Origin of the sequence: Streptomyces toyocaensis (genome assembly GCF_000725125.1) — a bacterium.
GTDB lineage: Bacteria > Actinomycetota > Actinomycetes > Streptomycetales > Streptomycetaceae > Streptomyces > Streptomyces toyocaensis.
This window is the reverse complement of sequence record NZ_JFCB01000021.1, coordinates 15,532-37,556: the sequence shown is the minus strand read 5'-3', so window position 1 is coordinate 37,556 and position 22,025 is coordinate 15,532. Positions and strand designations below refer to the sequence as shown.

Genomic DNA, 22,025 nt, shown 5'->3' with positions numbered 1-22,025 from the left:
GGGCCGGGGCGTCGCCGCCGGGGGGATCAGGCCTGGCCGGTGTGGCGGGCGGCCGCGCGCTGGGCCCGCCGGGAGGTACGCGGCGCGGGGGCGGTGCCGCCGCCGCCCGGGGCCGTGCCGGGGGCGAGGCCCATCAGCTCGGCAAGGTTGTCCACGAAGGACCGGATGGTGGGGAACTCGACGAAGGACGTGGCAGGGACCTCGAAGCCCAGTTCCTCGCCCAGTCCGGCGACGACCTCGATGAGCACGAGGGAGTCCAGGCCGAGGTCGAAGAGATTGGTGTCGGGGGCGGCGAGGTGCCGGCCGCCGAGGACCTTCCCGATCGCCTCGGTGAGGTGGTCACGGATCAGTTCGACGTTGTGCTGCGGGTCGGCCGGATCGAAGCGGGCGATCAGCCGCTCCCCGGCCGGTGCCGCCACGGCCCGGGCGCCGTGGTCGCCGGGCTCCACCCAGTGCCGCCGTCGCTCGAAGCGGTGGGTGGGCAGGGGCACCCGGCGGATGTCCCGGCCGGTGTGCACGGCCGCGAAGTCGAGGTCGGCGCCGAGCACCCACTGGTCGGCGGCGAGGGTGAGCAGGTGGGTGAGGCCGCCGGAAGCGCCGTCCGGTGGGGTGAGGCGGACCGCGTGCCGGCCGGTGCCGTCGAACAGCGCGTCCGGGGTGGCCGTCGCGTCGGCCGGACCGGTCCAGGCGGCGGGGTCCCGGCCCTCTTCCTCGGTCATCCAGCGGCCGGTGCGCGGCGACACGACGGGCAGCCGGGGCGGAGCGACGTGGTGGGGAGCGGTGCCGCGGGCCAGGGAGAGGGCGTCCGGGAGCGGGAGGGCCTCGGCGAGGGCGGCGGCCGTGGCGAGGCCGGTGCCGGAGGCGGCGAGGCCGGCCGGTGCGACGCCCCAGGCGGTCAGGGCGGTGGCGAGGGCGTACTCGTGGCAGCAGGCGGTGACCGTGCCCGCCTCGGCGAGGAGCGCCTCGGCCTCGCCGGGGCGTCCGAGGGCGGCGGCGCAGGCGTCTGCGGCGTCCCGGTAGGCGGGCACCGACGCGTACAGCTCGGCCGCGTCGGCCGGGTCGGCGCCGGTGCCGGTCAGGACGAGGACGGGGGCGCTCGGCTCGCGTCCGGTCACACCCCGGCGGATGCGCTCCTCGTCGCCGAGGGCGAGCGCCATGGCCGCGGAGCGGGTGCTGCCGGCGACCAGGGCCAGCCGGTGGGTGTGGGCGCGGCGGCCCAGGCCCAGTGTCTGGGCGACGGCGGCCGGGTCGAGGCCCGGGTGGGCCCGCAGGTGGCGGGCCAGGGCGGCGGCGGCCTGTCCGAGGGCGTCCTCGGAGCGGGCGGAGAGGACCAGCAGCTCCGGCCGGTTCTCGTGCGGCTCCTGATTGCGGGCCGGGCCCTCCTCAAGGATCACATGGGCGTTGGTACCGCCGATGCCGAAGGAGCTGACGCCGGCGCGCAGCGGGCCCGCCTGGCTCTTCCACTCGGTCTTCTCGGTGTTGACGAAGAACGGACCGGCGGCGAAGTCGATGTCCGGGTTGGGTTCGGTGAAGTGCAGGCTGGGCACCAGGGTGCGGTGCTCCAGCATCAGCGCGGTCTTGATCAGACCGGCCATGCCGGCGGCCGTGTCCAGGTGACCGATGTTGGTCTTCACCGAGCCGAGCGCACAGTACCCGGTACGGTCGGTGCCGCCACGGAAGGCCTCGGTGAGCGCCGCGACCTCGATGGGGTCGCCGAGCGGAGTGCCGGTGCCGTGCGCCTCGACGTAGCCGATGGTCTCCGCGTCGACGTCGGCGACCTCCTGGGCGTCGGCGATGACGGCGGCCTGTCCGGAGATGCTGGGCGCGGTGTAACCGGTCTTGGCGGAGCCGTCGTTGTTGATGGCGGAGCCCTTGATGACGGCGTGGATCCAGTCGCCGTCGGCGAGGGCCTCCTTCAGTCGCTTGAGGACGACCGCTCCGGCGCCGCTGCCGATCACCGTGCCGCGGGCCTCGGCGTCGAAGGCGCGGCAGTGACCGTCGGGCGAGAAGATCATGCCTTCCTGGTAGTGGTAGCCCTGTCCCGGCGGGTTGAGGTGGACCGCGCCGGCCAGGGCCATGTCGCACTCGCCGCCGAGCAGGGCGAGGCAGGCGGTGTGCACGGCGACCAGCGAGGTGGAGCAGGCGGTGTTGACGCTGACGCTGGGGCCGGTCAGGTTGAGCTTGTACGACACCCGGGTGGCGAGGAAGTCCTTGTCGTTGGCGAGCATCAGCCGGTAGTGGTCCACGGAGGACGCGGCCCGGTAGCGCTCGCCCAGGTTGTGCAGCAGGTAGGTGTTCATGCCGGCGCCGGCGTAGACGCCGATGTGGGCGTCGGTGCGCTCGGGGTCGTAGCCGGACCGCTCCAGGGCCTCCAGGGCGCACTCCAGGAAGACCCGGTGCTGCGGGTCGAGGATCTCGGCCTCGTCCTGGGTGAACTGGAACAGCTCGGAGTCGAACAGGTCGGTGCCGGGGATGGTCTGGGCGGCCTTCACGTAGCGCGGGTCGGCCAGTCGCGCGGCGGGCACGCCCGCGGCGAGGAGTTCCTCGTCGGTGTACCGGGTGAGTGTCTCGCGGCCTTCGCTGAGGACGTCCCAGAAGCGGTCGACGGAGTCGGCGCCCGGGAAGCGGCAGGCCATGCCGATGATGGCGACGTCGGAGTCGGAAAGCGTCATGGTGCTGGTTCTCCTGCTCTGGTCTCAGCTCAGCCGTATGCCGAGGTCGGTGGCGACGGATCGCATGTCGAGGAAGCTGCGGGCGACGAAGCGGGCGGCGTCCTCGGAGGCGTCCATGCGCTGGAAGAGGTCGACGAGGCTGCGCTCCTGCTCGTCGCGGTCGCCCTCCCCCGCCGCGATCTCCTTGACGACCTCGCCCAGCCGTTCCTCCACGTCCGCGAGGTCGAGTGAGCGCGGGAACTTGATGCTGAAGGTCTGGCGGTCGTAGGAGGCGTTGCGCTTGACGGACCGCACATGGCTGGCCGCGTTGAGCTTGTAGAACATGCAGTCGAAGTTCTTGAACGAGTAGTAGTTCAGCAGCGGGAAGAGCGTGCAGTGCGTCTCCATCGGCGAGGACTGGTACAGACCCTTGGCCCGCAGTTCCTCCACGATGCGGTCGGGGTCGTACTCGTGCCTCATGGCGATGAACGGGAAGACGATCTTCGGAAGGTTCTCGTCGTCGTCGAAGAGGAGTTCCTCCAGCTGCCCGCCGAAGAGCGTGTCGGTGAGCCGCTCGCCGAACGTCTTGTAGAAGTCGCGCACGATCTCCCGGACGTTGGACTCCATGGTGAGGATCTGCTGCGGGTCGGCGCACAGCGCGATGTAGGGGATCTTCTGCCGGTAGGCCATGAGGATCGCGCGCAGCACGAAGAAGGTGCGGCAGGAGACGCAGGGGAGCTTCTCGTCCAGGTACTTGCCGGGCTTCTTCGGCGCGGGACGGTTGAACACCTCGCGCATCATCAGCTTGATGTTGTCGTCGTCGGCGTCCAGCACGAACGTCGCCGGGATCTTCTCCCGGGCCAGCGCGATGTTCTGGGCGGCGTGCACGCTCTCGAAGGGCACGTCGAAGGTGAAGGCCAGCACCCGCTTGCCGTACTCGTTGACGAACTTGTCCAGCATGTAGGTGCTGTCCTTGCCGCCGCTGTACATGAACAGGCAGTCGTACTCGCCGGTGCCGGGCGGCGCCTGCTGGAACTCGGAGAACACCTCGCTGGTGTAGCGGTAGTTGACGAGCAGGTCCTCGGCGAAGTCAAGGTTGCACAGGTTGCACACCCCCTGGTCGTCGAGCACCACTCCCGGGTGATTGGCCTTGAGCGAGCAGACCTGGCAGCTGGACACGGAACCCCCTGGTGAAACGGACGGATCGGGCTGTGCGGTGGGTGTGGCGACGTCGTGCCGGCCGGTCATGGGCGCCGCCTTCTGCGGTCGCGGCGGCCGGCGAGCGCCGCCGTGTCCCGGACGCGCCGGGGCCGTGGCACGGCGGGCCCGGCGGAGCGGCCGGCGTCGGCGACACGGGCAGCCATGGCCCGTACGGTCGGATGGCCGAACATGTCGAGGCGGGTGACCTGGAGGCCGAGCCGCTCACGCAGGGTCGCCACCACGGACGTCAGGCGCAACGAATCACCGCCGACGTCGAAGAAATTGTCCTCGGCACCGACCCACTCCAGGCCGAGCGCCTCGCACCAGACCTCGGCGATGCGCCGCTCCAGATCGGTGCGGACGGCCGCCGCGCCGCCGGCGACACGGACGACGTCCGGCTTGGGCAGTGCCCTGCGGTCGATCTTGCCGTTCGGGGTGAGCGGCAGCCGGAGCAGGACGACGAGGGCGGCGGGGACCATGTAGGCGGGCAGGCGCTCGCCCAGGACGGCGCGCAGCGCGGCGGTGTCCAGCGGGCCCGCCGGGCCGACCAGGTAGCCGGTCAGGCGGCGTTCGCCGGGCCGGTCCTCGCGGACGACGGCGACGGCGGCGGTGACGCCCGGCAGCCGGCGCAGGGCGGACTCCACCTCGCCGAGTTCGATGCGGTAGCCGTTGAGCTTGATCTGGCCGTCGATCCGCTCCAGGTACTCCAGGCGGCCGTCGGGCAGGTGGCGTACCAGGTCGCCGGTGCGATAGGCGCGGCCGGTGCCGCCGCCGGGGACCGTGACGAAACGTTCGGCGGTCAGCTCGGGCCGGCCGAGGTAGCCGTCGGCGACGCCGTCGCCGGACAGGTACAGCTCGCCGGGGATGCCCGGCGGGACCGGGACTCCGCGCTCGTCGAGGACGTGGCAGCCGGTGTTGCCGATGGGGCGGCCGATGGTGGCCGCCTCGCCGGGCAGCACCCGGTCGACGGTGGACCAGATGGTGGTCTCGGTCGGGCCGTACATGTTGTACAACGCGCCGACGCGGACCACGAGTTCCTTCGCCAGCTCGTGCGGCAGCGGTTCACCGCCGCACAGCGCCCGCAGCCGCGGATCGCCGCTCCAGCCGGCGGCGAGCAGCATCTGCCAGGTGGTCGGGGTGGCCTGCAGGACGGTGGGCGCGGAGCGTTCCACGCGCTCGCGGAGGGCGACGCCGTCGGCGGCCTCGGCGGCGGAGAGGATGTCCACGGTGCCGCCCCGCACCACCGGCAGGTACAGTTCCAGGCCCGCGATGTCGAAGCACACGGTGGTCAGCGCGAGCAGCGAGTCCCGGGAGCCGAAGCCGGGCCTGCGGGCCATGGTCCACAGGAAGTTGACAAGCGCCCGGTGGCCGACCTGGACGCCCTTGGGCCGGCCGGTGGAGCCGGAGGTGTAGATCACGTAGGCGGGGGTGTCCGGGTCGGAGCGGTCGAAGGGGGCCGCCGGTGGCCCCACGGTGGGCACGGAGGTGACCGGCACCGCGGTGACCGGGAACTCCGCCAGGGTGCCGCCCAGCGTCTCGTCGGTCACGACCAGCCGGGCGCCGGAGTCCTGGAGCATGTGGCCGATGCGTGCGGGCGGGTAGATCGGGTCGATCGGCACGTAGGCGGCGCCCGTACGCAGGACGGCGAGCAGGCTGACCAGCAGTTCGGGCGAGCGCTCCAGGTAGACGCCGACGAGCGTGCCGGGGCCCGCCCCGAGACCGGCGAGGTGCCGGGCCAGCCGGTCGGTGGCCTCGTCGAGTTCGCCGTAGCTGAGGGCGCGGTCCTGGAAGCGGACGGCGGTGACGTCGGGTGCGGCGCAGGCGATGTCGGTGACCAGCCGGGTCACGGTCTCCTCGCGCGGGTACTCCTCGACGGTGTCGTTCCACGGGCCCAGCAGCAGCTCCCGCTCCTCGGGGGCGAGCAGGTCGGCGGTGCCGAGCGGGAGGTGGGGTGCCGCGGCGAGGGCGTCGAGGAAGGTGGCGAAGTGCCCGGCGAGCCAGCGCTCGTGCTCCGTGGTCAGTCCGGCGCCCGCGTGGAAGCCGACGGCTCCGTCGGCGTCGACGCGGACGGTCAGCGGCCGGTCACCCGGTTCGGCCGCGCCGCCGGGCAGGACGACGGCGACGGGCAGCCCGGTGCGGGCGGCACCGGTCAGGTCCGGGTGGCGCAGGGCCACGTCACGCCGGTACGGCGTGCGGTCCCGGAACTCGTCGAGTGCGGTGCCGATCAGCTCGGTGAGGCCGGACAGGGTCAGGTCCGGCAGTTCCTCCGGTGTGTGCAGGGGCACGTCGGGCGCGAGGACGCGGGAGGCGGCCGGGGAGGCAGCCCGCGGGACGGACACGGCGACGTGCCGCTCGTCGCCCCGGGTCAGCCGGGTGAGGAAGGCCAGGGCGGCGGCGAGTGCCGTCCGCTCGGGCTCCGTGCTCCGCTCGCGCAGGACCTCGGGCAGCGGAACCGGGCCCTCCGGGCGGATCACCGGGTTCAGCGGGCCGAACCTCGGCGGGAGCACCGGCCGCAGCGACCGCAGGGCGCGCAGCCAGCGGCTCTCCTCGCGGTGGGCGGCGCGGGCGGCCTCCGCGAGTGCGGTGACCGCCGCGTCGGGCAGGTGCGGGAACCGGCCGCCGAGTTCCCGGGCCAGGGCGAGGGGGTCGAGCCGCTCCCCGGACAGGGCGGCGAGGTCGGTGAGGCGGACGTCCCGGTCGCCGGTGGCCACGGTGAGGGCGTCGGCTCCGGCGTCCACGACGGTGCCGGGCTCGGCGGTGGAGGTCCGGTCGGTGACCTGCACGGCGCGGACGGCCAGCAGCCCGTCCGGCACGGCGAGCAGCGCCGTGCCGAAGTCGTTGCGGCGGCGTCCGAACGCGGTGGCCCGCACCAGTGCGTCCAGTTCGGCGGCGGACCGGCGCCAGTCGAACACACCGCCCCGGGGCAGGCCGTCGTACCGGCCGTGGTACGTACGCAGGCCCAGGTCCTGCGGGGTGCGGGTGACCGTGCCGGCGGCCAGTTCTTCCACGAGTTCGGCGAAGGACTCGACGCCCGCCTCGAAGCAGGCGACGTCGAGGTCGTGCACCGTGGCCGCCGGATCGACGGGCACCGTGCGCTGCTTGAGCACGTCGCCGGTGTCGGCCTCCCGCCGCATCACGTGCCAGGTGACGCCGTGCTGCTTGTCACCGTCGAGGATGGCCCAGCTGGTGGCGAACAGACCCGCGTGCCGGGGCAGCGGACCGTCGTGGAAGTTGACGGGCAGCCGGGCGGGCAGCGCGAGCACCTTCTCCGGGAGCATCCGGAGGTTGGCGATGCTGAACAGGTAGTCGAAGCGCAGCGGGGCCAGCCGCTCGGCGAGGTCCGCGCCGAACGGCACGGCGGGCAGACCCTCCTCCTCGGCCCAGTCGAGCAGCTCGGCGGAGGGGGACACCACGGCGGCCACCGTGTGTCCGCGGGCCACGAGCAGCCTGGTGCACTCGACGAGGAGGGTCTCCTCGCCGATCACGACACAGCTGAACGGCTCGGCAGTCATCGTCCGCCTCCTTCGGACTCTCCGCGCTGGGAGAGCAGTTCGGCCAGCAGCTCGTCGACGGCTGCGTCGGACAGCCCCGCGACCAGGCGCTCGGCGTCGTCGGCCGGGGCGGGTGCGGGCGCTGCGGGGGTGGTGGGCTCGGGGATGGTGCCGGGTGTTTCGGGTTCTCCAGGGCTGTGCGCCCGGGCGCCGAAGTGCCCGGCCAGCTGCCGGATGGTGATCCGCTCGAACAGCAGGGTCGCCGGCTGGGGTCCGTAGACCGCTTCCAGCGCGCGGGTCAGCTCCAGGACGACCAGCGAGTCCACGCCGTAGTTCTCGAAGGTCAGGTCGGGGTCGAGCCGGTCGGGGGTCATCTCCAGGACACGGGCGAAGACGTCCGTGACCTGGCGCAGGGCGTCGTCCTCGGAGGCCGGGGCGACGGGGGCGGACGGGGCCGCGGCGGGAGCCGGCGCGGCGGCCGGGGTCCGCTTCGGCTCGCGCTGGGCCGTCGGAGCCTTCCCGCCGCCGGGCACCACGCCGTCACTGACGGCGGCGACGACGCTCTGGAAGGCCGGTCCGGCCTCCGTGGTCGGGGCAGCCGCGCTGATGTCCGTGAAGCCGCACGCGGCCAGCGCGTCCCGCCACTGGCGCTCACTCGCCAGCGGGGAGCGGGGCATGCGCTGCTCGGGGTCCGAGAACAGCCACCAGCCGGCCGTCAGGCCGAAGACGAGCGCCAGCTGGTGCCGGGCGCGGGTGCCCTCCACCAGCAGCAGGGCGCCGCCCCGCCGCAGCAGGCTCTTGGCCCCGGCCAGCGTGTCGGACAGCCGACGGGTGGCGTGCAGGACGTTGGTGGCGAGCACCACGTCGTGGGCGCCCGGGCTCAGGCCCTGCCCGGCCGGGTCGGCCTCGATGTCCAGCACCTCGAAGCGGGTGAAGGGGTACCGCGGACCGAAGCGGCTGCGGGCCTTGCGGACGAAGGCCGGGGAGACGTCGGTGAAGACGTACTCGACGCCGTCGCCGTAGGGGGCGAGGGCGTCGAGCACGGCCGCCGTGGTGCCGCCCGTGCCGGCGCCGATCTCCAGGATCCGCACCGGTACGGCGGGGTCGGCGGCCCTCCGGGCCTCGACCTGCTCGGCCACGAGCCGCGCCACCTCCCCGTTGCAGCGGTCGGTGACCGGGTCGCCCCGGTAGACGGCGGCCACACGCTCGGCTGAGCCGTCGGGGAAGAGGACCTCCATGGCGGGGCGGCGGCCGGTGAGCACGTCGGGCAGCGCGGTCAGGCAGTCACCGAGGAGCGACACGACCGGCGCGAGCGCATGATGACGTCGCGTCAACTCGTCCAGTCGAGTGATCAGTTCCTTTTCGGGGGTGGTCCCGCGGCCCGTCGGGCGCAGTCGGCCGCCGTCCGTGACGGTCAGCCAGTCCGCCTCGGCCAGCATGTCCAGCTGCGCCTGGAACAGCGCCGCGTGCTCCGGCACCACGCCCAGGCGGGCGGCGAGTTCGTCCCGGGAGGCCTCGCCCGCACCGAACAGGCCCGCCCGGTCGAGCACCGATGCCAGCAGGCGCAGCGCCAGCTCCTCCGCCTCGGCGACCGCACGCTGATGCGAGGCCAGTTCACGGTCGGCGCCGGGCGCGCCCGGGAAGCGGACCTCGGGCAGCCGGTCGGGCGCACCGCCCGGCAGCACGCTCAGGGTGCGGTCCGGGTCGATGCCGAGGTTGTCCAGGATGGGCCGGTCGGCGTCCAGGGCGAACACCTGGGGCAGCCCGGCCGCGAGGGTCCGCTCGACGACGGTCATGCCCTGCTCGGCGCTCAGCGGCCTGATGCCGGCGGCGCCGAACCGGCGCAGCACCCGCTCCCGGTCCGGGTCGCCGCCCGCGTGCCAGTAGCCGAGGTTGAGCACCCGCACCGGGAAGGGCAGGGTGCGGGCGGCGTGCAGGGCACAGGCGTCGGCGAACGTGCAGCCGGCGGCGTAGCCGGCCTGGCCGTGATTGCCCTCGAAGGCCACACCGGACGAGTAGAGGAGCACGAAGTCCAGCGGTACGTCGCGCACCGCGTGCAGCAGGCTCCAGGTGGAGTCGGTCTTGGACTCCAGGGCGGTCCGCAGCCCGTCCTCCGGCAGTTCCCGCAGGACCTGGTTGACCAGCACCATCGCGGCGTTGATCACCCCGTGCAGGGCGCCGAACTCGCGTACGGCGAGATCGACGGCCTCCTTCAGCGCGTCCGGGTCGGTGGCGTCCAGGGCGACGTAGCGGACCTCGGCGCCCGACTTCTCCAGCTCCGCGACGGTCTGCCGCCGTGTCTCGTCGAGCGGGGAGCGGCCGAGCACGACCAGCTTCGCCGCGTAGGCGCGGGCCAGGTACCGGCAGGTGTCCCGGCCCACGGCACCGAGCCCGCCGACGACCAGGTAGACGCCGCCCTGGCGGAACCGGGTGCCGGCGGCGGGCAGTTCGACCCGCTCCAGGGTGCGCACCCGGCGCACGCCCGCGCGCAGCGACACCGGCACCGGCCGGGCCGGGAACGGCTCGGCCACGATCGCGGAGGCCGCCCGGGCGGCCTCCGCCGCGCGTACGTCGACGAGCGCCACGCGCAGCGCGGGGAACTCCTTGGCCGCGACGGCGGCCAGGCCGGCGGTCCCGGCGGCCCACGGGGAGGAGTCGTCGCCCGCCTCCAGCGGGTGGACGTCCGTGGTGACGACCTTCAGGCGTGTCCCGCGCTCCAGCAGGCCGTGCCGGGCCAGCGCCCGCACCAGGCGGTACAGGGCGACCGGGCCCCGGTCGGTCAGGGCGCGCAGCTCGGCGCGGCCCGCGGGCTCGCCCCCGGGGGCCGTGGCGAGGAAGTAGACCAGGTCCGGTGCGCCGGATCCGGCCAGGGCGCGGTCGAGTTCGGCGTCCGCGAGGCCGCCGGGGCCGACCGGGAGCCGTCGTACGTCGGCGCCGTGGTGGGCGCGGGCGATGCCGGCGGCGGGCTCGGCGTCCAGCCGCTCCCCGACCAGCAGCACGCGGCGGGCGTCCGCGGCGCGCTCCTCGGCGGGCCGGGCGGTCCACACGGGCCGGTGCACGACCACCGCGGACGGCTTGGCCTCCCGGTAGGTCAGGCCCTCGAACCGGACCCGCACCGCGCCGGTGTCGTCGCAGAGCAGCACCTCGCAGCGGTCCGTTCCGGTCTCCCGGACGTACGACCAGCCGGTCGCCGGGACGGCGCCGAACACCTCGACGCGGTCGGCCGCGAACGGCAGCATCGGCCGGGCGTGCTCACCCCTGCGGCGTACCAGCAGGGCGGCGACGGTGTGCAGGGCGGCGTCCAGGACGCCCGGGTGGAGGGCGTGCGCGGGGTCCTCGCCGGCGGTGTCGCCGATCCGGCCGAGCACCTCGTCACGGCCGGTCCACACCTGCCGGACACGGCGGAAGAACGGCCCGTACGGCAGTCCCTGCCCGGCCAGTGCCCGGTAGAAGGACCCCTCGTCCACGCCTTCGTCCAGGCGGGCGCGGAGCGCGGTGACGTCGAGGGGGGCGGGCGCGGCGGGGGCGGCGGCGAGCCGGCCGCAGGAGCGTACGGCGCCGTCGGCGCCGCGGATCTCGTACTCCTCGCCGTCCCAGGCCACCGTCACCGTCTCCTCGGCCTCGCCCAGGGCCAGCGGGACGATCCAGCGGACGTCCACGCAGGCGCGTCCGGCCAGTCCCCCGCTCGCCTCGGCGACCAGGTCCAGGTGGCCGACACCGGGCAGGATGGGCCGCCCGTCGACCACGTGGTCGCGCAGCACCGGCTCGTCGGCGGAGAGCCGGCGCTCCCACCGGTGGGGGCCCCGTGCCGGGGCGGGAGCGGGCGTGGTGTCGAGCCAGTGGCGTACCCGCTCGAAGGGGTACGTCGGCAGGGGCACCCGGCGGCGTTCGGCGGGGCGCAGGCGGTGCAGCAGGTCCCAGTCGACGGTGACGCCCGAAACCCACAGCCGGCCGAGGAGGTCGTCGGCGCCGGCCGCGATCTGGGCGGCGAGGAAGTCCTCGCCACCGATGCCGTCGGTCAGCAGGCCGGCGAGCGGCGGATGCTGCTCCACCCGGCCGAGGTGCAGCCACTGGCCGCCCTCGCCCCGGCCGACGGCGGCGAGCTTGCCGGCCGCGTCCGCGAGGTCGGTGGCGACGAACGCGAGCCGGACGGCGAGCGGTTCGCGGCCCACGCGCAGGGTGTGCGCGACGTCGGCCAGCCTCGGGGCGCCCGGCTCGGCGAGGGCGCGGCCCAGGTCGGCCGCGCGGGCGCGCAGCCGCTCCTCGTCGCGGGCGGACAGGACGATCAGCTCCGCCTGCCCGGGCCCGGCCGGGGCGGGCTCGGGCGCGATGTACTCCTCCACGACGACGTGCGCGTTGGTGCCGCCCGCCCCGAAGGAGCTGACGGCGGCGCGGCGGGGCAGCGGACGGCCGTCGCCGTCGTACGCGCGCGGCCACGGCGCGGTCTCCCGCTGCACGGTGAACGGTGAACTCTCGAAGTCGATGACCGGGTTCGGTTCCTCGGCGTGCAGCGTGGGCAGCAGGGTGCCGTGGCGCAGTTGCAGGACGGCCTTGGTGAGCCCGGCGATCCCCGCGGCGCCCTCCAGGTGGCCGATCGCGGACTTCACCGAGCCGAGCGCGCAGAATCCCGTGTCGCCGGTGTGCCGGGCGAACGCCTGCGCCAGCGCGGTGTGCTCGATCGGGTCACCCAGGGCGGTGCCGGTGCCGTGCGCCTCGACGCAGCCGATGGTGCGGGCGTCGATTCCCGCAGCATCCAGCGCCTGCTCCACCAGCGCCTGCTGCGCCTGCGGGTTGGGCACGGTATAACCGCTGGTGCGGCCGCCGTGGTTGACGGCGCTGGCACGGATCACGGCGTGCACGGTGTCGCCGTCGCGTTCCGCGTCCGACAGCCGCTTGAGGACCACCGCGCCGACGCCCTCGCCGGGCACGTACCCGGTGCCGCCCGCGCCGAAGGCCCGGCAGCGGCCGTCGGCGGACAGCATGGTCTTGCGGCTGAGGTGCACGTACTTGTCGGGGTGCACGGCGACGTTGACGCCGCCCGCGACGGCGTACGAGCACTCGCCGCGGCGGATGCTCTCGCAGGCCTGGTGCACGGCGACGAGGGACGCGGAACAGGCGGTGTCGATCACCACGCTCGGGCCGCGGAAGTCTCCGAAGTAGGAGACCTGGTTGGCGATGGCGGAACGGTTGGCCAGCACGACCTGAGGGTTGCCGCGGGCCGATTCGGCGGCGGCGAGGATCGCGTAGTCGTCCCACATGACACCGACGAACACACCGACGTCATGCCCCTGGCCACCGTGCCGGGGCGCCGGGATGCGGGACGGCGGGTAGCCGGCGTTCTCCAGCGCCGACCAGGCCGTCTGCAGGAAGAGCCGCTCCTGCGGGTCCATCGTGCGGGCCTGCTTGGGCGCGATCTGGAAGAACAGCGAGTCGAAGGAGTCCACGTCCGACAGGAAGCCGCCCCAGCGGCTGTAGCTGCGGCCGGGTGCCGCGGGGTCCGCGTCGAACAGGGCGTCGGCGTCCCAGCGGTCCGCGGGGACCTCGGTGACGCAGTCGCGGCCTTCGGCGAGGTTGCGCCAGAACTCCTCCAGGGTGTCCGCCTGGGGATAGCGGCCGCTGATGCCGATGACGGCGATCGGCTCGTCGGCGTCCCGGCGGGCGGGCGGGGTGTGCGGAACCGGGGCGGGCGCGGACGCGGCGTCCTGCCGCGGCAGCCGGGTCTCGTGCCGCGACGGCTCGGTCTCCTCGGGGAACAGGCGGGTCACGGCGTCGGCCTGCTCGGCGAGGATGTGGCCGGCCAGCTCGTCGACCGTCCGGAACTCGAAGAACACGGTGCCGCGCAGGCCCGGGAAGTCCTTGCCGAGCAGCGCGTTGGACTCCATGACCAGCACCGAGTCCAGGCCGTAGTCGTCCAGCGGGACGCGGCTGTCGAGGCGCCCGGCGGGCAGCTTGAGCACGCCCGCGAGGACCTCGCGCAGGTGGTCCACCACCCGGTCCCGGAGCCGGCCCGTGCGGGCGGTGGGCGCCGGCGCGACGGGCCGGGACGGGCCGGGCGCGCCCGTCAGGGCGGCGTCCACCTCCGCCGGGTCGCCCCAGGCGGGCACGAGCCAGGCGGCGCCGGGGGCGAAGGAGCGGGCGAGGAGGTCGAGGCCCGCTTCCGCGGTCAGCGCCCGCATCCCGCTGCGCCGGGTGTACGCGGCCAGTTCCTCCTCGCGGACCAGACCGTCGACCCCGCCGGCCGCCCAGAGCGGCCAGGCCAGGGACAGGCTGCGGCCCCGCCCCTCGCCCCGGCGCACCCGGCGGTCGCGGAGCACCGTGTAGAGGTCGGCGAAGCGGTTGGCGGTGGCGTAACCGGCCGCTCCGAAGTCACCGATGAGGGAGGAGACGGAGGAGAAGACCACGAAGAGGTCGAGGGGGTCCTCGCGGGTCAGCCGGTCAAGGTGGACCAGGCCGTGTGTCTTGGCGCCGAGCAGCCGGGCGAAGCGCCGCCGGTCACCGTCGGCGCGGCCCTCGTCGGCGACGCCCGCCAGGTGGAACACGCCGTGCAGGGTGCCGAACCGGTCCCGGGCGGCGGCCAGCGCCGTGCCGAGTTCACCGGCCCGGGCCACGTCGGCGCGCAGCGCGAGCACCTCGGCACCGAGGCCGGTCAGGGTGCGGTGCCAGGCGCGGGTCCGCTCGTCGGGCTCGGAACGGCCGATCAGTACCAGCTTCGCCGCGTGGGTGCGGGCCAGGTGCTCGGCGAGGAGACGGCCGAGGGCACCGGCGCCGCCGGTCACGACGTACACGCCGCCGTCCCGCAGGGGCACGTCGGCCGGCGTCGTCCTCCCGGTGAGCGGGCGCAGGCTCCGTACCTGCCGTTCGCCGGAGGCCGTACGGCGGACCTCCAGGCCCGCGGCGCGGGGTGCGGCGCGCAGTTCCACCGCCACGGCCCGCGCGACCTCGGCGGCCGGCGCCGCGCTGTCGACGCCGAGGGTGAGCAGTTCCAGGCGCGGAGCGACCGGCCCGGTGGAGCGGGCGAACCCGGCCAGGGCGGCCCACTCGGGCCGGTCCTCGCCGGCGTTCTGCGGGTGCAGCACCAGACACCGCACCCGGCCGGGCAGCACGCCGGTGCGGGCCGCGTCGAGCACGTCCAGGACGGGGGTGCAGGCGTGGTCGAGCAGGTCGGCGGGTGAGCCGTCGTCCGCGTCGCCGAGGACGACGGCGAGGTCGAGCCCGTCCTCGTCGGCGAGGGAGGCGAGCCGGCCGGTGTCCTCGCCGACGGCGACGACGCGCTGCCACACGCCGGTCGCGGTCAGCGCGGACTCCAGGTCCGGGTGGCGGCCGAGCAGGGCGAGGGTCCCGGCGGCGCCCGCCGGTTCCGGGTCGGCGGCGGGGCGCCAGTACGGCTCGTAGAGGCGGGCCTCACCGGTGGCGGGCTCGGGCCCGGCCTGTGCGGTGGGCGTCCGGCCGGCAAGCGCCGCCCGGGTGTCGGGGGCAGGGCTCGCGAGGGCCGCCCGGGTGCCGGGGAGACGGCCCGCGAAGTCCCGCAGGGAGGCGAGCACGCGGCCCTGGTCGTCGTACACGGTCAGGTCGAAGCGGCGCACACCCGCCGACTCACCGGCCAGCCGGGCGTACGCGTGGCAGACCGCGGGCAGCGGGGCGAAGGAGTCCAGGGCGCCCAGGCTGAAGGGGACGGCGAGTTCACCGGGGCGCGGCGAGGTGGTCCGGCCCGTCCAGTGGCACGCCCGCAGCACGCCGTCGAGGAGCGCCGGGGGCAGCCGGGTCCCCGCGGCGGTACCGGCCTGGGCCAGCCGGACCAGCGCCTCGCCGGGGCCGACCCGGATCTCGTCGATGACCTGGAAGGAGGGGCCGTACGCGAACCCGGCGGCCGCGTACTCGGTGTACGCGGTGGGTCCGTCGCGCACGACGGACAGCCGCTCGCGCAGCGCGGCGAGGTCCTCGGCGGCCTCGGGGACGGCGGGGGCCGGTACGGCACTGCCGCGGGCGTGGGTGGTGCGGCCGGTGTCGGTCCCGCTCCACACCTCGAAGGCCAGCCCGGTGCCGTCCGGGCGGAAGGAGACGAACAAGTCCATTTCGCCGTCGCGGAGTTCGACGGCCCGGCCCCAGACCACCTCGCGCAGGGCGTGCCGGGTGCCGGGCTCGGCGAGCGCGGCGGCGGCGCGGACGAACTCCAGCGTCGCCGCGCCCGCGAGCAGCGGCCGGCCCTCGATCATGTGGTCGCGCAGCAGCGGGTCGTGCGCGCGCAGCGTCTTGCGGAAGCGGACCCCTGCGACGGTGGACTCGTTGGCGTCGACCAGTGGATGCGGAGCTGCCGTGCCCAGGTCGGGGTCGAGCGGGATCCAGTAGCGCTCCGCGGCGAACGGATATTGCGGGGCGCGCACCCGGCGCGGGGCGGGCCCCGGCCGGCCGGCGTGCCAGGCCGCCCAGTCCACGTCGGCGCCACCGAGCCAGCGGCGGGCCGGCTCGGCCAGCGGGCCCGCACCGGCGAGGTCGGGAGCCGGGCCGCCGTCGGCGAACCGGCGCAGTGCGGCGACCAGTTCGCCGCCGTCGGTGACCGCCACCGCGAGCCGGGCGTCGAAGGGCTCGCGGCCCACCTGCGTGGTGAAGCACAGGTCGGCGAGCGGCACCCGCTCGGTCTCGACGAAGCGGGCGGCCGACTCGGCATAGGCGCGCAGCCGTTCCTCGTCGCGGGCGGAGAGCAGGAACAGCACGGGGTCGCCGGTGCGCTGCTCGCCCGCCGGCAGGTCGGTGACCGGGTCGGGGTCCGGGGACTCCTCGAGGACGAGGTGCGCGTTGGCGCCGCCCGCGCCGAAGGAGCTGAGGCCGGCCCGGCGCGGGCCGTCCCGGTCGGGCCACGCGGACAGCTCGCGCTGGACGCGGAACGGGGAACGCTCGAAGTCGATGTTGGGGTTCAGTTCGCCGGAGTGCAGCGAGGGCACCAGGGTGCGGTGCCGGAACTGCAGCAGCACCTTGGTGAGTCCGGCGATGCCGGCCGCGGACTCCAGGTGCCCGATGTTGGACTTGACCGAGCCGATCGGCCAGGTGCCGGGCGCGGCCTCGGCGGACCGGTAGGCGTGCGTGAGGCCGGTCAGCTCGATCGGGTCGCCCAGGGCGGTGCCGGTGCCGTGCGCCTCGACGTAGCCGATGTCCCGCGGGGTGACGCCCGCCCGTTCCATCGCCGTGGTGATCGCGCGCTGCTGGGCACGCGGGTTGGGCACGCTGTATCCGTTGGTCCGGGCGCCGTGGTTGACGGCGCTGCCGAGGATCAGGCCGTGGATGCGGTCCCCGTCGGCCCGCGCCTTGCGGTAGGGCTTGAGCAGGACGGCGCCGACGCCCTCCCCGGGCACATAGCCGTCGCCGCCCGCGCCGAAGGCCCGGCAGCGGCCGTCGGAGGACAGGAAGCGGCCCTGGCTGAGGAAGGCGAACTTGTACGGGTGGACGGAGACGTTGACGCCCCCGGCGACGGCGAGTTCGCTCTCGCCCCGGCGCAGGCTCTCGCAGGCCAGGTGGATCGCGGTGAGCGAGGAGGAGCACATGGTGTCCAGCGCCATGCTCGGACCGGACAGGTCCAGTGCGTGGCTGACCCGGTTGGCGATGGTGGCGAAGGACGAGCCGGTGAGCGGCCGCCCGCCGCGCAGGGCGTCCAGGGCGCCGTGGAACTGGTACTCGCCGTACATCACGCCGACGTACACGCCGACGGGCCGGCCGGCCAGGTCGGAGCGGCGGTAGCCGGCGTCCTCCAGGACGTGCCAGGCGTTCTGCAGGAACAGGCGCTCCTGGGGGTCCATCAGTTCGGCCTGACGCGGGGAGATGCCGAAGAAGAGGGGGTCGAAGCGGTCGACGTCGCGCAGGAACCCGCCCCACCGGGTGTGGGCGAGGCCGGGCGCCGCCGGGTCCGGGTCGTACCAGCGGCGGCCGTCCCAGCGCTCCGCGGGGATCTCGGTGACGGCGTCACGTCCCTCGGCCAGCGTGGTCCAGAGCTCGTCGAGGTCGTCGGCGGCCGGGTAACGGCCGGCCAGGCCGATGACGGCGATGGCGTCCGTGTCGTCCTCGGCGGGCTCGGCGGCTCCGGCCCGTGCGATGCGGCGCGGGGCGCATGGCGGGCGCGGGGCGGTGCCCTCGGCCGCGGGCCCGGCCGGTGCGGCCGCCGGTGTGCCTCCGGTCAGCTCGGCCGCGTGGTGCTCCGCGAAGAAGCCGGCGAGTTCGCCCAGGGTGGCGTACTCGAAGAACAGGGTCTTGGACAACGCGTCGAAGTGCCGGTCCAGCTCGCGGTTGAGCTTGGCGATCATCAGCGAGTCGATGCCGAGCCGGTCGAACGGGGCGTCCTCGGCCAGTTCGGCGGCATCCAGGCCGGTCTCGGCGGCGATCAGCTCGCGCAGCAGCCGCAGGGCCTCCTCGCGCGGCCCGCCCCCGGCGGGCGGTTCGGCCGTGGCGGGCCGGGCCGCCCGGGCGGCGGGCGCGGTGAGCGCGGGGGTGATGGTGCGCAGGTCCCCGTACGCGGCGACGAGCGCGCCGGGGGTGCCGAGGGCCTGCTCGAACAAGTCGAGGCCGACCTCGGTGGGGAGGACACCGAAGCCGGTGCGGGCGGCGATGTCCGCGGCGGCCTCGGCGCTCTGGCGCATTCCGCCGTCGGCCCACATCGGCCAGGCGATCGCGGTGACCCGGCGGTGGCGTTCGGCGTAGGCCTCCAGGTAGGCGTTGGCGTACGCGTAGTCCGTCTGGCCGGGGCTCGCGATGTGGGCGGCGATGGAGGAGAAGGCGACGAAGAAGTCCAGCGGGTCGTCGGCGGTGGCCGCGTCCAGGGCACGCAGCCCGGCGGCCTTGGGAGCGAGGACGGCGGCCACGTCCTCGGCGGACTTGGTCAGGGCGAAGCCGTCGCGCAGTACGCCCGCGGCGTGGACGACACCGGTGAGCGGCCCGAACTCCTGGCGCACGGCGGCGAGTCGGTCGGTCAGGGCCTCCGGGTCGGACACGTCGACGCTGTGGTAGACCAGGCGCTCGTCCAGGTCGGCGGGCCGTTCGCTGCGGCCCAGCAGGACCACGCGGGCGTCGGCCCGGGAGAGCAGCCGGCCGGCGACGGCGCGGCCCAGTCCGCCGGCGCCGCCCGTCACGACGTACACGCCGCCGTCACGGACCGCTGAGGGGCGGGCGGCCGGGGCGGGCTCGGCCTGCGGGATCCGGCGGCCCTGCGCGGTGTGGGCGACCTCCGGGTCGCGGCCGTGGCCGGCCAGTTCGGCGGCGAGTGCGTCGGCCTCGGCCGCGTCCTCGGCGAGGCCGACGGCCTGCACCTCGAGGAGGGGATTCTCCGCGCGGACGGTCCGGGCGAAGGCGGCGAGTGCGGCGTGCTCGGGCCGGGGGCCGTCGGTGTCGTGGCGGTGCAGCAGCAGAACGCGCACGGGTGCCGTGGGACGGGCGCCGAGGAGCGTGCGGACGGCGTGCAGCGCCTCCTCGGGGGCCGGTGCGTCGACGAGGACGACATCAGGTGCGGTGGCCGGGTCGAGGCCGCGGGTGACCGTGCCGATGCCCAGGGCGGTGAGGTGAGCGGCCAGTTGTGTTCCGCGCGCGGGGTCGGGGGCGACGACGGCGGCCGTGTGCCCGAGGGGTGCGCCGGTGGGCTCGGCGGGCGCGGCGGTCCAGCGACGGACCAGCAGGGCCGACTCGCGGGGCTCACCGAGGACGCGCACGGCGAGGTCGTGCAGGCGGGCCAGGACCTGCCCGTGGGTGTCCACGACGGTGAGGTCCGCGTGAGCGGTCCGCTCCCCCAGCCGGCCGGCCGTGACGTGGACGTGGCAGGGCCCGGTGACGGGGGCGTGCACGGTGAGTTCGCCCAGGGCCATCGGCAGGAAGCCGTCGGCCCGCTCGCCGTAGGCGCGGGCCAGCAGCACGACCAGGGCGTGGAGGGCACCGTCCAGCAGGGCGGGGTTGAGCACGGCGCCGTCGAGCGAGGCGCCTTCGGGCAGTTCCAGGGTGCCGAAGGCCTCGCGGTCGCCGAGCCGGACCTCGGTGAGGGCGCGCATCCGGGGGCCGTAGTCCAGGCCGTGGGTGCGCAGGACGTCGTAGCAGTCGGTGTGGGCGACCAGTTCGGCGCAGCGTGCGGCGACAGCGGCCGGGTCGGCCGGTGCGGGGCGCTCGACGGCCCCGGGGTGGATCTCGCCGGCCGCGACCATCCGCTCGTCGGCGGTGAGTTCGAATCCGACCGTGTCGCGGTCGCGCCAGAGCTGGACCAGCGCGGTGCGCGGCCCGGTGGCGTAGGAGAGCAACTGCTCGAAGGAGACTCCGCGCAGCCGGACGGGTCCGCCGAGGGAGAGTTCGCCGGCCGCGCGGGCCAGTTCCAGCTGTCCGGCGGCGGGCAGGACGGGTTCGGCGTCGACGCGGTGGTCGGCGAGGTAGAACTCGGTGCCGGTACGGGAGCTGCGGAACGCGAGGGTGTCCAGGGTCGAGACGTTCTCGTCCAGCATGGGGTGCGGGCCGGGGCCGGTGACCCGGTCGGCGGGAGCCGGGGTGTCGGGTCCGGTCAGCCAGCAGCGGCGGCCCTCGAAGGGGTACGTCGGCAGCGGGACGCGGCCGCGCTCCTCGCCCGCGAACCAGGCCGCCCAGTCGACGGCGGCACCGGCCTGCCAGGCGCGGGCCACGCCGTCCCAGGGGCCGTCGGTCACGCCGAGGGCGACACCGCGCACCTCGTCGTGGGCGCCGCGCACGGGGATGCGTGCCCGGGCGGCGGGCGGTACCAGACCGTCGCCGGTCAGCGCGTCCTGAAGCCGCAGCGCCCCGGTCACGCAGGCGGCGGCCCGGGCCGCGAGCCCGTCGCCGTGCACCGCGACCGGAGTGAGGCCCCAGTCGAGCCACAGCTTGCCGAGCGCGTACTGCACGGCGAACGCACGTCCCCGCTCGCCGAGCCGGTGGGCGCCCGCGGCGAGTGCGGCCTCGTGGTGCTCGGCGAAGGCGGGCTCGGCGGCGGCCCACCGGCCGGCCAGGCCCGCCGCGTCCGGGACCTCCTCGGCGAAGACGAAGGAGACCTCGCCGGTCACGGGCCGCTCGGGGACCGGGGCCGTGCGCAGTGCCCGGGCGAGGGCGGCGCGGTCGGAGCCGGTGACGGCGAGCCGGTACTCGTGGGCGCGGCGGCCCACGGCCAGTGTGTAGGCGATGTCGGCGAGCGCGGCCGGGTCGTCGCCGTCGAGGTGGGCGGCCAGGTTCTGGGCGGCCGTGGCCAGCGCCGTGGGGGTGCGCGCGGACACCACCAGCAGCTGCTGTGCGCGGTCCGCGTCGCCGGTGACGGGGGCGGGCGGGGCCTCCTGGAGGACGGCGTGCGCGTTGGTGCCGCCGATGCCGAACGAGCTGACGCCCGCGCGCAGCGGGCCCTGCCCTGTCCAGGGGGCGGTGTCGGTGCTCACCTTGAACGGGCCGGCCGCGAAGTCGATGGCCGGGTTGGGGGTGGTGTGGTTGACGGTCGGCACCAGCGTCCGGTGCTTCATCATCAGCACCGTCTTGATGACGCCCGCGACACCGGCCGCCGCGTCCAGGTGGCCGATGTTCGACTTCACCGAGCCGATGGCGCAGAACCCGGTGTCGGCCGTGGACTCCCTGAACGCCCGGGTGAGCGCCGAGACCTCGACCGGATCGCCGAGACGGGTGGCGGTGCCGTGTGCCTCGACGTATCCGATGGAGCGCGGGTCGACACCGGAGACGGTGTGTGCCTCGCGGATGACGGCGGTCTGGCCGGCCGCGCCGGGCGCGGCGAAACTCACCTTGCCGGCACCGTCGTTGTTGGTGGCCGTGCCCTTGATGACGGCGTGAATGGTGTCCCGGTCCGCGAGGGCGTCCCGCAGGGGCTTGAGGACCAGGACACCGACGCCGTTGCCGAGGACGGTGCCGCTGGCGTCCGCGTCGAAGGGGCGCACGTGCCCGTCCCGGGACAGGATCGCGCCTTCCTCGTACAGGTACCCCTTAGCCTGCGGCAGTTTCACGGTGACACCGCCGGCCAGCGCCATGTCGCACTCGCCGTTGATCAGCCCCTGGCAGGCCAGGTGGAGGGCGACGAGGGACGTGGAGCAGGCGGTCTGGACCGCGTAGCTGGGGCCCTTGAGGTCGAGTTTGTACGACAGCCGGGTGGCCAGGAAGTCCTTGTCGTTGCCGACCATCACCGCGAAGTGGTTCGAGGTGGTGGTCTGGTCGACGTGGGGCAGGACCTGCTGCTGGAGGTAGGTGTTGATGGCCGCGCCGGCGTAGACGCTGATCAGCCCGTCGTAGCGGGCGGGGTCGTAGCCGGCGTGCTCCAGGGCGGCGTGGCCGGCCGTCAGCAGGAGGCGGTGCTGCGGGTCGGTGACAGCGGCCTCCGCCGGGGTGAACTCGAAGTACCCGGTGTCGAACAGGTCGACGTCCGGAACGACCCCGTGGGCGGGAACGTACTCCGGATCGTCCAGCAGCCGGGCCGGCACCCCCGCCGCCGCGAGTTCCTCGCGGCTGAAGCGGGTGATGCCCTCGCGACCCTCGCTCAGCAGGCGCCAGAAGGAGTCCAGGTCGTCGGCGCCGGGGAATCGCCCGGCCATGCCGATGATGGCGACATCCGTCTCGGCTGCCTCGACCTCTTGGCTGCTCACTGGCCCTCTTCCCCCTTGTGCGTACGCCCGTTCCGGTCCGGACGGGCAGATGGTGGCTCTGGTTCGGTTCGGGCTCTCGGCCCCTC

4 protein-coding genes are annotated in these 22,025 nt (G+C 75.0%); all 4 read right to left on the bottom strand.

From position 1 onward, the window contains the following. Positions 1-26 precede the first annotated feature (26 nt). The 4 genes from BU52_RS21625 to BU52_RS21610 all read right to left on the bottom strand — a co-directional run bounded on the left by BU52_RS21625 (position 27) and on the right by BU52_RS21610 (position 21,939). On the bottom strand, positions 27-2,672 hold the full coding sequence (locus BU52_RS21625; RefSeq protein ID WP_037936921.1) for a type I polyketide synthase: 2,646 nt from the start codon (positions 2,670-2,672) through the stop codon (positions 27-29). A 24-nt stretch (positions 2,673-2,696) separates the two neighbouring features. After that, positions 2,697-3,830: an adenine nucleotide alpha hydrolase family protein gene (locus BU52_RS21620; protein WP_037936918.1), complete on the bottom strand. Its 1,134-nt coding sequence runs from the start codon at positions 3,828-3,830 to the stop codon at positions 2,697-2,699. Between the two features lie 65 nt (positions 3,831-3,895). Continuing rightward, positions 3,896-7,363, bottom strand: coding sequence for an amino acid adenylation domain-containing protein (locus BU52_RS21615; protein ID WP_037936917.1), 3,468 nt, complete (start codon positions 7,361-7,363; stop codon positions 3,896-3,898). Continuing rightward, positions 7,360-21,939, bottom strand: a complete 14,580-nt coding sequence (locus BU52_RS21610; protein ID WP_037936916.1) for an SDR family NAD(P)-dependent oxidoreductase — start codon at positions 21,937-21,939, stop codon at positions 7,360-7,362. The genes BU52_RS21615 and BU52_RS21610 overlap by 4 nt, the downstream gene beginning before the upstream one ends. Between the last annotated feature and the right edge of the window lie 86 nt (positions 21,940-22,025).